This is a genomic window from Phascolarctobacterium sp. Marseille-Q4147 (genome assembly GCF_017968825.1).
Classification (GTDB): Bacteria; Bacillota; Negativicutes; order Acidaminococcales; family Acidaminococcaceae; genus Phascolarctobacterium_A.
Genome location: NZ_CP072874.1, coordinates 1,375,793 through 1,388,774, shown reverse-complemented (window position 1 = coordinate 1,388,774; position 12,982 = coordinate 1,375,793). Strand labels below are relative to the sequence as shown.

9 protein-coding genes and 1 riboswitch are annotated in these 12,982 nt (G+C 43.3%); all 9 genes read right to left on the bottom strand.

The features are described 5' to 3' along the window. Window positions 1-361: 361 nt before the first annotated feature. Window positions 362-1,102 (bottom strand): sulfite exporter TauE/SafE family protein, encoded by a 741-nt coding sequence (locus tag KAH19_RS06530; RefSeq protein WP_210683908.1) that lies wholly within the window; start codon window positions 1,100-1,102, stop codon window positions 362-364. Window positions 1,103-1,239: 137 nt separating this feature from the next. After that, window positions 1,240-2,067 (bottom strand): radical SAM protein, encoded by an 828-nt coding sequence (locus KAH19_RS06525; RefSeq protein ID WP_210683907.1) that lies wholly within the window; start codon window positions 2,065-2,067, stop codon window positions 1,240-1,242. Next, a complete protein-coding gene (locus KAH19_RS06520; RefSeq protein WP_210683906.1) occupies window positions 2,060-3,277 on the bottom strand; it encodes a nitrogenase component 1 in 1,218 nt (405 codons plus the stop codon). Before KAH19_RS06520 ends, KAH19_RS06525 begins: the two co-directional genes overlap by 8 nt. After that, window positions 3,277-4,776: a nitrogenase component 1 gene (locus tag KAH19_RS06515; RefSeq protein WP_210683905.1), complete on the bottom strand. Its 1,500-nt coding sequence runs from the start codon at window positions 4,774-4,776 to the stop codon at window positions 3,277-3,279. Before KAH19_RS06515 ends, KAH19_RS06520 begins: the two co-directional genes overlap by 1 nt. Before the next feature lie 37 nt (window positions 4,777-4,813). Next, window positions 4,814-6,349, bottom strand: a complete 1,536-nt coding sequence (locus KAH19_RS06510) for an ABC transporter substrate-binding protein (protein WP_210683904.1) — start codon at window positions 6,347-6,349, stop codon at window positions 4,814-4,816. Window positions 6,350-6,416: 67 nt separating this feature from the next. Further along, on the bottom strand, window positions 6,417-8,288 hold the full coding sequence (locus KAH19_RS06505) for a TonB-dependent siderophore receptor (protein ID WP_210683903.1): 1,872 nt from the start codon (window positions 8,286-8,288) through the stop codon (window positions 6,417-6,419). Then, window positions 8,263-8,610 carry a hypothetical protein gene (locus KAH19_RS06500; RefSeq protein ID WP_210683902.1) on the bottom strand — a complete coding sequence of 116 codons (348 nt, stop codon included), beginning with the start codon at window positions 8,608-8,610 and terminating at the stop codon, window positions 8,263-8,265. The genes KAH19_RS06505 and KAH19_RS06500 overlap by 26 nt, the downstream gene beginning before the upstream one ends. Before the next feature lie 186 nt (window positions 8,611-8,796). Then, window positions 8,797-8,969: riboswitch (cobalamin riboswitch) on the bottom strand. Window positions 8,970-9,098: 129 nt separating this feature from the next. Then, window positions 9,099-10,655: an ABC transporter substrate-binding protein gene (locus KAH19_RS06495; protein ID WP_210683901.1), complete on the bottom strand. Its 1,557-nt coding sequence runs from the start codon at window positions 10,653-10,655 to the stop codon at window positions 9,099-9,101. Window positions 10,656-10,725: 70 nt separating this feature from the next. After that, on the bottom strand, window positions 10,726-12,876 hold the full coding sequence (locus KAH19_RS06490; protein WP_210683900.1) for a TonB-dependent siderophore receptor: 2,151 nt from the start codon (window positions 12,874-12,876) through the stop codon (window positions 10,726-10,728). Between the last annotated feature and the right edge of the window lie 106 nt (window positions 12,877-12,982).

The window sequence follows — 12,982 nt, the reverse complement described above, 5'->3', positions numbered from 1 at the left end:
ATACGATGATTACTGCTATATGATTTTTCCCATGCAAAATAACCGGTGCTAAAATAATAGTTAAATACCGGTGCGTAATAAAAACCATATTCAATTGCAGTGTTCATCATTTTAGATTCCATCATTTTCACCTGCAACAACTTCAGCATTTCCTTATGCTTCAAATTTTACCGCCGCAATCAGCGATTGAGGTTATTTTACTCCTCCTGCTCAGCAAACGTCAAGAAAAAAGCTTAATTTTATTTATTTTTTATCTTATCGCATAATTATTGTAAACTAGGTTACAGTAATAATGCTATCTACAAAGCAGTAACACATAGTTTTACTGCTGATTTATAAGACACATTATTTTTAAGCCAACTTATAAATTTTGCCAACCGCTCCACAAAAGCATCAGCGCTCCTACAAGCACCACCGCCAATGCCAGCTTACGGAACAGATGCTGATTCAGGCGATAGAAAAATTTTTCTCCCAACCAGATAGCCAAAAACATCACCGGTATAGTATACAGCAACAAACTCCAATCAATGGTACCGCTGACATTACCGTAAAAATAATTCACCAACACCGTCAAAAAGCCGCTTAAGCCAAAGAACCAGATCATGTTAGCCCGCATAACATCCTTCGGCAGCTTTTCGTTAAGAAAATATAAAACCAGCGGCGGTCCGCTGACGCTGGTAGATGCGCCGAAAAAACCGCTCAAAATTCCTGCAGCAAAACGTCCGCAGGTTTTATTTTTTATCGGCAGCGTAAGCTGCAGGCTAAGCAAAACCGTGGCAACCACGAGCACCGCTCCCAAAAACACCTCCAGCTGTGCCGCAGGCAAAACCTTCAGCACCCAGCTTCCTGGAACCATACCAACAACACTTCCCAAGGTCGTCAGGATAACCGTTGCTTTATCATAGCCTTCACGCACCCTGTACATAGTAATCGCCCGCAGGACCAGATTCAATAGCAACACAAAAATAACCGCCGCTTTGATCGACATCACCAAAGTAAGCACAGGCATGGCCACCAAAGCAAAGCCAAAACCGGAAACAGTAGAAAAAAACGACGCTGCAAAAATAATCCCGATTGTCAAAATAATCGCAGTACAATCCATTAGCTTCTCCCCTACAAATGAGATATTATAAATTTAATTGTAGCAAGTGCAGCAAAGGCAGTCAAATTAAATGTCATGCAAAAGCAAAAAATCCGTGCAAACCAAAGTCAAGCTTCTGTTTACACGGATTTTCTATTTCAGCTTTCTTCTAAAATACAGGGATTAGTCAAAGCACCTACGGCATCCGCACGACAGCGGTTGCAATGCAGCATCTGCGGCATCCACTGCCTGCAAACCTGACGCAGCTGAGAAATTTCTTCGGCCGCAGGCTCCGCAAGATGCGCAAAGGCAGTTTTCTCCACCGGCAGCATCGGTAAAATATTCTGCAGCTTCGCTCCCAGCAAAGCCATACGTCTGGCAATCGCCGGAATTTCCTGTATGTTCACGCCGGGAATTGCCACCGTATTTATCTTCACCTTCACGCCATATTCGCCAAGCAGCTGCAGGCCTTCTATCTGTCTTGCTAAAAGCAGCGCCGCAGCTTCTTCACCGACATATTTTTTGCCGTCATCATTGATAAAGCTGTAAATATGCGCTCCGGTGTTGCTTGTAATCGCATTCACCGTCACCGTAACATAATCAACGCCTAAGGCTGCAATTTTCTTGGCATACTTCGGCAAATACAGGCCGTTAGTCGAAAGGCAGAAGAACACATCCTTATCAACCTCACGAATCATGCTCAGCGTTCTGCTGACCGCTGGCCAGTTGGCCAGCGCATCGCCGGGGCCGGCAATACCTGCTACCGTCAGCTTCGGCACCTTGGCCTTCATCTGCAGATACCAGTCGACTGCATCCTCCGGCACCATAACCCGTGCCACGACACCGGGACGGCTTTCATTCACACAGCTGTATTTGCGCAGGCAATAATTGCACTGCATATTGCATTTAGGTGCCACAGGCAGATGAATACGGGCGTAATCGCTGCATTTTGCTGTAAAACAAGGATGTGTTTCAAGCTCACTCATGATTTACCTCACAAATACTTTCACGCAAGCCGGCATACAGCCCTTCCGCTTTGTACTGCTGCTGCAGGGCGCCGTTGACAATATGCTCAATAAATAAAGCCGCGCCACGCGCTCCGACCAACGTGTTATCGGTAAAGCACAGCTGGTCAAAGGCAGGATAAACGCAGCGCACTAACGGCACCTGCTGTGCATCGGCCAAATTCTTTAAGAACGAAGAACCGCACAGCAATACAGGTTTATATTGCTTAGCAGCCTCCGTCATTTTATCCAGGCTGAATTCCGCCGTATCCTCTGCAATAACAACGCGCATGCCCAGCTCTTCGGCAAAAAAGCTCTGCAGGCCCTCTAAATGTGCCTTATCCGCAGCCAAAGCCACAGGCAGCTGATACAAATTCACCAGATAATCGGCACTGCGATAAACGAGCTTTTTCGCAGCAGCTTCCAGTTCGGCAAGCTCATAGGAGAAATCAATTTTCAACGCTTCTCCTAGCTGACGCAAAAACTGCTGCATGCCTGCCACACCATAAGGATAAGCGCATTTGATATACGGCACGCCAAATTTTTCCTGCATCTTTTGTGCCAACGGCTCACCATAGCCAAAGCAGATATTCAGCTCTGCCTGCGGCATTGCTGCAATATCCCGCAAGTTGCAATCCTGCAGCGCGCAGTTAATTTTAACCTTAGAACCTAAAAATTTCTTCAGCTCGGACAAGTCATTATCAGCATAAGGATCATCGTTCATTATGCCAAAAATATTTATCGTGGCAGCTTCTTTTTTCTCCGCAGGTTGGAGCAAAGGCAGCAACGTCAGATAAGCTGCTTCTGCACCGCTGTCAATATTCCCTGCGTATCCGGGTGCTTTTACATGCAGCAATTTTTGCGAGCCTTCGGTAGTAGCCAAAATACCGTCGACATCATCGCCGATCATATTCGGTACACAGCCACTAACCACAAATACCGCACCGCAATGCGCAAAAATACGCTCCGCCTCTCGCAAGGCCTTGCGCAAAACCTTCTCGCCGCCATTAACAACATCCTCATCATAGATGACATCGGAGACCTGACGTACATCATAAGGCTTGCCCGCATAGCGGAAAGTCAGGCTGCCCCACTGACAGCCGACAACGGAATGCTGCAGAATTAAGGCATCCTTAATACCTCCGAGAGCACGCACAGCACCAAACAACGCACAGCTACTTAATGGTTTCATTATTTTCTCTGCCTCCATACTCTGCTATACAGTTCGCGTGATGCTTTACTGTCTTTATCAGCCTCGCGCATCGGATAAAATACCGGGTCATAGGCCAGTTTGCTCAGCAAAAGACTGCTGCCTGTACGCTGCGGTCGCTGCAGCATCTGCCAAACCTCTTCCATAATATTCACAAAGCCCTGATAAGACCACACCGAGCGGTCAAACAAATTATAAAGCACCGGCACATCCAAAGAAGCATAACGCGGATGACCGTTGCAGATAACAAAATCACAGCTCTGTGCTGCCTCACGCAAAGCCTCCGCAGAAGGCTCCAATAAAATTTCCGCCTCACAGCCATACTCAGCCTTAGCAAGCTCAATTCTGTCCTTAAACCTCTGCATCATTGCATCATCCAAGCCTGTTTCCGCCTGGTAAGAAGGATTCATGATAATGCATATTTTGCTTATAGGCAAACCATAGTCCTGCTGATAAACGCGCAGCGCATCCGGCAAATATGCAATACCATGCGCAATCAGGCAAAACTTATACTTGGCAAATTCTGCACACAGCTCCCGATAACGGACGGCAATCTGTTCATATTCTGCCTGCAGCACGCGTTCAACAGCATCCTCGCAGCCAAGCATTTTGCCAATCTGCCTGTATAAATCACTGATACCATCAATTCCATGCCACTCCTGCATATCGGCAACATGCAGAAACGGCGTGCCAAAGCGCTGCTCCATCGCCAGCGCCCACTTTTTGCGACGTACTATATTCAGCGCTGCCCGCGGAGCCTTTTTGATTGTCTGCAAATCAGCGGCAGGAAGATAAGCATTGACCTTGATGCCCATTTTCTGCAGCATATCACTCATGCCCTGCAGTTTATCCTCGCCATTATAACCCCAGGCAAATGTTTCGATATTTACGCTCTGCGGCTGTACGCTTTGAGGCTCCATCACCTGCTCAACTAAAGCGTCCATCACCTCTACATAACCGCAGCCTGGATAGACCGCACTGGAAGAAAACTTTTGCTTCTGCTTTTGGCAGGCCTTTTCACGCAAAACCTTGCGGCTGTTGCTCTTATCCATATGCGAAAAAACCTGCGACGTAATCGGCACGAGCTTTGCTTGGAACTGCGGCTGCAGGCTGCAGGCCAGACCTGCCAAATCATCATTGATAATATCCGACACCACGGATGGCAAGAGAAAAATAATCTCCGGCTTTTGCTCACGCTCCACCTTTTGCAGTAATGCCATCAGCTTTTTTTCACCGCCGAAAATTACATCTTTGTTGCGCAAATCAGCACATTCCAGCTCATAAACCGGGCTTTGACGGCTGCGCGCATGATAGCGATAATGAAAGCCGCAGCCACGCGGACTATACAAGACAACCGCAAGATTTTTGATTTCGCTGATGCAGGCAAGATTTCCCGACACCTTGCCGTTGACGGCGTAGCGATGCAGATAACTGGAAAGGTTCATGCCCAAAAGCATGTTATCCTGATAATATTGGTTCATAGAGTTTTCCTCTCTTCATAATATATCATTACAAATTTTACTCATCATCTGTTACAAGTTCAATTTTATTGATGGCACCGTAATTTTTTATACGACTGCTGGTCGCAGCTATCGCCATATCGTTAAACAAAGGAACAACAGGCTGCTCTTCAACAGCAATTTCTTGTATTCTATTGAATATCTCCCGTCGTTTCTGCTCATCTGTAGTATGCTTGACCTCGTTCATCAAACTAACAATTTCATCATTTTCATACGCAACGCTATTATTCTTGTTTAACGCTCCGTCAGGCATTACAAAGGGATACAAGGCAGTATACGGATCTCCGTTTGCCAAACCCTTTTGCAGACGAACTATATTACACTCTCCTTTCCGTATCATTTTTAATAAGGTCGCATACTCCAATACCCTTATTTTAACATCTAAGCCAATATCTTTCAGCCAATAAGCAATTATTTCTGCTTCACCTTTTTGCAAAGGCTCCGCACCGTTAATTCCGTAAACAATCTCTACACGCTTATCTCCCAGCACCTCATGTGCAAGACGTTTGGCTTCTTGCAGGTCATATTTTACCGGGAACTCTTTATATCCCGGACTGCAATAATTCAGAATGTTAACAGTCGGTATTGCATAGCCCATATATAGAGCATTAACTAAATCCTGCCTGTCAATTGCCAAGCTCACAGCCTGCCTCATTCTGACATCATTAAAAGGAAATTTTTTACCGTTTAATGCCAGATAGCGTACCATGGTTGATTTATTTTTATAAACGACAAAATTGTTATCCTTTTTCAATTCTTCCGCTAAAAAAGGCGGTATAGCATTCAAATCGGTAACGCCATCAATTTCGCCGGATTTTAACGCAGCATAACGTGTATCCGTATTAGGTATTTTACGCACAATAAATGTTTTTATTTTGCCTTTTTCACCCCAATAATTATCATAACGCTCTATTTTTACATGACTGTTCAGTTGGTTTTCTATTATTCTATATGGCCCGGTGCCTATTGCGAAGGTTTTAAAATTACCATCTTCCGCGAAGCATTCCGGAGCATAAATCGGACTGCCAAAATCTGTCATCTTATACAGTTCGTTAATATTCGCTTCTTTAAAGGTCAGTTTAACAGTATACTCATCTAATTTTTCATATTTCAACAGTGAGGGATAAAATGCATCTATATTCAAGCCATAAAAAGTTGAACGCTTAACACCTTTTTTCATTCGGTCAAAATTAGCAATCACCGAATCCGCATTAAATTTCGTTCCGTTATGAAACAGGACATTTTTACGCAGATGAAAAATCCAGATTTTTCCATTATCCTGCATCTCCCAGCTTTGAGCCAGACAGGGTGCAGGCTTGCTATCTTTATCCTTAGTAATCAAAGGCTCCCAAACACCCAAGGAGCTGCTGCAATAATAGGCATCCTTGTTACCTGGAGCAAGCTGACGATAGCCAGCCAGAGTCACTGTATCATTATCTTTTTTTATAGTATTTTCTTTAATATTTTCCTGCTTACCGCAACCGGTCGCAAGAACAAGTAATATGAGAGCAATAATACAATATAATTTTTTCATAACACTACCAAAAACATGTAATTTGAAGAAAAGAGGGCAGTAAAACCGCCCTCTTAAACATCATCAGTTAAATATCAAATTGAGCGGACAGCATAAAGGTTCTGGGGCTGGACAAATGCAGTCCGGAACCATAAGCAATCCAATAATCTTTACCGGTCAGATTATAGCACATTGCACTCAATGTAACAGGCATTTTGTTAATTTGTGTCTTGTAATTAACGCCTGCATCAAAAGTAGTATAAGAAGGAACTTCCCATTCAATCGCATTGCTTGCCGGGAAAATAGGAGTAGGACCAACATATACAGCTCTTGCCAAAAGTGACAAATCATTATTCGGTTTATATTGCAAGCCTGCAACAGCATTGAATCTGGGGATACCGCCTACTCTGTAGCCGTCATAGGTGCCTTTATTGGTTCTTACTCTCTCTGTATCAAGATACATTAAACCGCCAAAAGCATTCCATTTATCTGCAATAGCTCCGTTGAAAGACAGCTCAATACCCTTGTACTCGTTTTCGCCATCATTGGTAACCCAATACCAATCAGGCTTTTTGTCGTCATATATGTTTAAAGTAGAGGACTCTCTGTTTTTGAACAGGGCCAAGGTAGCCAAGAAGTTCTTGTTGCTGTATTTAACGCCGATTTCGTCCATTTTTGTTTTAGACGGATCTAAGATTTCATCTGCATTATAAACAGTGCTGCCGCTGACTCTGCTGCCGGCATCAAAGAATTCGGAATGGCTGGCATAAATTGATACTTCATCTGTAGGCTGGTAAACAAAACCGTAAGCAGGACAAACAGCGCTGGACTTAACACTTGCTACCTTACCGGATTTAGTCGGATCCGGATAGGTTACAGCATTGGATTCATGCTTATGAACGCCTAACATCATCTGAGCCTTGCCTAATTTCATAGTATCTAACAGAGAAACACCCCAGAAGGTTCTTGTACTGTTATGGAAATTACTGAAGGTAGGAATATTTACGCTCTCATTAGGATTAACGCCACCTGCTAAGGTTCCGCCCAAGCCCTTAAAGTTAGTCAGACCATAACCGCCGACAACACCGGTCCAGGACTTAGACCAGGATTTGTCAACTGCCAAAACCACATCATGTTCAACCTCACCGGTTTTAAAAGTATTCTCAATACCGGTCTGCACATAATACTTATGGCCAGGAGTTCTTCTGGTAAAATATTTGCCTGCATAATTGCCTGCATCATCAAGAATAGTCAAACGGCTGCCTTGACCGGTAATATTTTTACGTAAATTGCTTCTTGTCCAACCGCCGTTAAAGAAGGCCTTAGTGCCGTGACCGATTGCCTGCTCATGGTTCAATACCATCAATGCGCCTTCGGAGGCTTTGGTCATGCCGGGGAAGCTATAATTGTTTTTGGAATTCGGAGCAGAGGGAACGTGAGTCAAAAGACCTTTTTTTACATTATTAGCATCAAAGCCGAACCATCTCATGCCATCATCAACTTCATAATATTGATAACCGACGAGCAAATTGGATTTACTGTCAGCGTCCTGATGGTCAATGTTGGCAAAAATGCTGGAACCCTCTTTGCTTGCTTTATAATGACCGGGATTTCCATTTAATACCTCTGTATTTACTCTGACACCCCATTCTTTATTCTTACCGAATCTTTTACCGATATCCAGATATTCACCTAAGCCGCTTTCACCGGAAAATACTTGTTTATATCTGAATACAGGCTTATCAAGAGCTTTTTTTGTATCAACGTTTACTACCGCAGCAACACCGGTGCCTTCACCTGTGGGGAAGGAGCCGGAAATAGCTTTATTCGGTCCTTCGGTAACCTGAATGCTTTCAGCCATAAAAATCGGAACTGTAAACTGTCCTAACATTCCCGGAACGCCATTCAGATAGAAGAAGGAACCATTGGTAGATTTACCTCTTACAGAAAAAATCACCATGCAGCATGGTACCGGTCTGACGCACGGATGGAATATTTACCAGAATATTATCCAAAGGCTGGTTCATACCGCCAAAGGTTTCCATAGCATCAGCTGTAATATTTGTTTGAGAAAAAGGTACATCCATTACATTTTTATTACCAATGATACCAACGTTACCGGTTCTGGCAACCATGCCACCCGGCAATACATCTGCACTTCCCTCAACAATAACCTCTTCAAGATTACCATGCATAGTTTCCGCACTTGCGCCCATCACAAAGCCTACGCTTGCTACTGCGCACAGCACGGACATAGCCAATGCTTTTTTCTTTTTCATCATACTCATACACCTCATCAAAAATTTATTTTCTAACCTTCGCTGCCGAGCTGTCCTAGTTTCGCGTGCAGCGTCGGTTAAAAGCCATGTGTTGTGGGATTCTCGTTTTCCGGCAATCAAAAACGCCCTTCTGCCAAATTACAGAAAGGCGCACTTATCCCCTAGCAGCCTCCTGTCGCTCGCAGTACACTCCCGTTAACTTTTTCAGGCAATTCTTCTGGCTCAGTTTCCTCGCAAGCCTCGCCTTCCCGGTTGCCCAGTGACATTATTAAGGCTTACTCCACTTTACAGCTGCGTGACAGCGCAGGCTTCGCACCTGCTTATTTATTAAGTCTTTCGACACCTGATAGCTTTAGTTTATTAAGCTAATTTTGTAACATATGTTGCATTTTATATTCAGAATTATAGCACATCTTTATATTCATGTCAAGAAAACACGTTGCTTACGAAAGGTTCCAGATACAATCTATTAATTTCTTGCAAAATAAAAATCAATCATGCTCATTCAACAGTTCTACCTTACTCAAATCCACGCCATAGATTAAAGGCTTGTAGTTTTTCAGTCGTTTATTATACGCAACAATATTCACGTCATTAAAAAGTGGAATAACGGGCTGTTCATAACCAATAATAACTTGCACTCTGTCAAAAACACGCTGTCTTTCCTGCTCATCTGTTATATGCTTCACATTATTCATTAAAGTAATAATCTCATTATTTTTATAACCAAAACGATTGTTGACGTTCAACGCACCGTCAGGCATAACAAATGGATATAAAGCACTGAAGGGATCACCATTTGCCAAGCCTCTTTGAGTGCGCACAATATTGAAATCACCCTTGCGCAGCATTTTCGACAAAGTAGCATATTCTATAGACTTAATCTTTACATCCAAGCCGATTTTCTGCAGCCAATAAGCAATAAGCTCCGCTTCCCCCTTCTGCAAAGGCTCACTGCCGTTGATACAATAAGTAATTTCGCATCTTTCATCGCCTAATACCTCATGCGCTAATCTTTTTGCTTCCTGCAAATCATAGTCTAGTGGCAAAGCCTTATAACCGGGGCTGGTGTAATTTAAGATATTAACCGTCGGCTCAGCATAATCCAAGTACATATTATGCACCAGATTTTTTCTGTCGATTGCAAGGCTTACAGCTCTGCGCATGCGGATATCATTAAAAGGGAACTTGGTACCGTTAAGTCCCAAATAACGAATCATTGTTGATTTATTTGTTCTAACCTCAAAGCGTGGATCTTTTTTTATTTCCTCAGCCAAAAACGGTGGTATCGCATTGATATCTATGACTCCGTCTATTTCTTCCGATTTCAGAGCAGCATAGCGTGTATCCGTATTGGGAATCGTCCGCACAACATACTTAGCTATTCTGCCCTTTTCTCCCCAATAATTATCATTGCGTTGAAGAACTACGTATTTATTTAAAGCATTCTCTGTAATCTTATATGGTCCTGTACCTATCGCAACGCTCTTAAAATTGCCATCTTCTGCAAAGCACTCAGGTGCATAAATAGGACTACCGAAATCAGTCATCTTATATAATTCATTGACATTTGCTTCTTTAAAAAGCAGACGAATAGTATAATCATCCAGCTTTTCATATTTTATAAGAGTCGGATAATACGTTTCCATATTCAAGCCATAAAATGAAGACCGCTTATAACCTTTTTTCATACGATCGAAGTTGGCAATGACAGAATCTGCAGTAAATTTTGTGTCATTGTGAAAATACACATCCTGACGCAGATGAAAAATCCATTCTTTGCCGCCATCACGCATCTCCCAGCTTTGCGCCAAGCAAGGAGCCGGTCTATTGTCGGCATCTTTAGTAATAAGCGGCTCCCATACTCCCAGAACGCGACTGCAATACAATCCGTCTTTGTTGCCGGGAGCAAGATGCCTGTAAGCTGCCAGAACAACAACATTCTTCTCACTGCTTTTATCTATATGCTTTTGCTCTTGCTTTTGATTCCCGCAACCTGTTAATAATATAACCAAAAGCAGAAATATAATGCTTAAAAATTTTTTCATAGCATGCTTACCACCAATACAATCAGAAGAAAAGAGGGCAGCCTAAACCACCCTCTTAACAAATGAATTATTAAATATCAAACTGCGCAGACAGCATGAAGGTTCTGGGAGCGCCCAGAGCTACAGAAGTACCTCTGGAAATCCAGTAATTCTTGTCAAACGCATTATAGCACATTGCGCTAAAAGTTACCGGTACGGTGTTGATAGCAGTTTTATATTTCACACCCAAATCAACGGTCATATAATCCGGAGCTTTTACACCATTATCATTAACATGTGCTTCACCAACATAATTAGCTCTGCCGATAAAGGAGGTGTTTTTGTCAGCCTCATATTCAGCAGCTAAAACAGCATTCCACTTCGGAGTACCGGTAGCAAACTTGCCTTCCAAGTTTTCCTTACCCATGGTGAGTTTTTCACGCTTGCCGTTCAAATACAGTACACCGCCCATCAGGTTCCATTTATCGGCAACCTTACCGGTCAGAGAATACTCTATACCTTTGAAGCGGTTTTCGCCTTCTTGTGTATATTTTTGGCCGATTGCGGTATTGGTAGCTTCTTTGATATAGCTTGCCTGGTTCAGATCAAAGAATGCCAAGCTATGCAGAACATTAGCATTTTCGTATTTTACACCGATCTCGTTCTGTTTATTTTTGATAGGCTTCAGAATTTCGCCGGTGTTATCGTAACCGGTGCCAACCTCAACAGGTTTGGTATAAGCTTGTGCATGGCTTGCGTAAACAGATACATTTTCAACAGGTTTATAAGCAACTGCAAATGTCGGATTCAGGCTATCCTTGCTAACCTTTTTACCGGCAGCAGTTGTTGTTTCGGAATCACGATATTGTAACGCACCGAAAACAGAAACCTTGCCAATCTCTACTCTGTCAGCAAGAGTCATGGCTTTAGCAGTTTCTTTGCCATAACCGACAGAATCGATAGAAGGAGCAAAAATCGGCGTACCGCTCAGATGTACACCATTCCAGATATCACCGGAAAGATTGGAAGGATTCTTACCACCGGAGTTTACAGCCTTGCTCTTGTAATTGAAATAATCAACAGCTAAAGAAATGTTGTTTTTAATATTGCCTACTTTAGTTTCGTTGGAAACGCCGGCCTGCCAATACATGCTCTTGCTGTCGGAAATATAATCTCTGAACTTGCCGCTCAGCTTACCGTCATCACCCAAGGTTAAGGAACCACTGTTGGGATCCCATTTATGCTCGGAATATTGACCATAACCGCCGTTAATGAAAGCCTGCCAGCTATCGCTTAACTTTTGTGTATGATTCAAGGTCATCATATAGCCATGGTTATATTTTGTTTGGCTGTCAAAGCTCAGATTGTTTTTGCCACTCGGAGCACTTGCCAGATGGCCTGCTTTTACACTGCCGGCCTGCAGCCATCTTTGGCCGCCGTCAACCTTCCAGTCAAAGTAACCGCCAAACAGGTTAGTAGTGCTCTTCTCATCTTGATGATCTACGTTAATATAAACGCTCTTATCGGTAACCTTGGCACCTTCCATAGAAAGACCGCCGTTTTCATGATGAGCATTTACACGCACGCCCCACTCCTTATTTTCGCCGAAGCGTCTGCCAAAATCAATATCTTCGGTCAAAGTGCTGCGACCGGAAAATCTTTGGGTATATCTGGTAACATCCTTATCGGTCGCACGTTTAGTGGTAGCATTCAAAAGACCTGCAGGAGCATCTGTACCATTGGTACCGTTATTGGAGAAGGTTGCACCATTCAGAACTGTGTTAGGACCGGATACAATATCTACACTCTCCAAAGTATATGCAGGAATGCTTCTTGTCTGGTTGAACAGATTAGGAATACCGTTAATATAATAGTGAGCGGCGTTCATATTAACCCCACGCATACTGAAGTCAGTATACATCGGAGAAGGACTGCCAACTCTGATAGAAGGATTGTTAGCTAAAGTACCGTTTAACGGTTGGTTAGGATCATAAAAGGTTGCGATAGTTTTTTCGGAATACTGCTTTTGGGTGAAAGGAACATCAATAACCTTGATATCGCCAAGAATACCAACTCTGTCATTTGCAACAAGGAAACCGCCGGGCAGTACATCCTTGCTGCCCTCAACAATAATTTCATCCAAATTGCCATGAATAGTTTCCGCACTTGCGCCCATCACAAAGCCTACGCTTGCTACTGCGCACAGCACGGACATAGCCAATGCTTTGTTCTTTTTCATCATACTCATACACCTCATCAAAAAATTTATTTTTTAACCTACACTGCCGAGCTGTCCGAGTTTCGCGTGCAGCGTCGGTTAAAAGCCATGAATTATGGGTTCTTCGTTT

Bases quoted from the DNA above. Each gene is read 5' to 3' on its own strand.
- KAH19_RS06490 (WP_210683900.1), bottom strand. From the start codon at position 12,876: ATGATGAAAAAGAACAAAGCATTGGCTATGTCCGTGCTGTGCGCAGTA.
- KAH19_RS06520 (WP_210683906.1), bottom strand. From the start codon at position 3,277: ATGAAACCATTAAGTAGCTGTGCGTTGTTTGGTGCTGTGCGTGCTCTC.
- KAH19_RS06515 (WP_210683905.1), bottom strand. From the start codon at position 4,776: ATGAACCAATATTATCAGGATAACATGCTTTTGGGCATGAACCTTTCC.
- KAH19_RS06505 (WP_210683903.1), bottom strand. From the start codon at position 8,288: ATGGTGATTTTTTCTGTAAGAGGTAAATCTACCAATGGTTCCTTCTTC.
- KAH19_RS06525 (WP_210683907.1), bottom strand. From the start codon at position 2,067: ATGAGTGAGCTTGAAACACATCCTTGTTTTACAGCAAAATGCAGCGAT.
- KAH19_RS06530 (WP_210683908.1), bottom strand. From the start codon at position 1,102: ATGGATTGTACTGCGATTATTTTGACAATCGGGATTATTTTTGCAGCG.
- KAH19_RS06510 (WP_210683904.1), bottom strand. From the start codon at position 6,349: ATGAAAAAATTATATTGTATTATTGCTCTCATATTACTTGTTCTTGCG.
- KAH19_RS06495 (WP_210683901.1), bottom strand. From the start codon at position 10,655: ATGAAAAAATTTTTAAGCATTATATTTCTGCTTTTGGTTATATTATTA.
- KAH19_RS06500 (WP_210683902.1), bottom strand. From the start codon at position 8,610: ATGATGAAAAAGAAAAAAGCATTGGCTATGTCCGTGCTGTGCGCAGTA.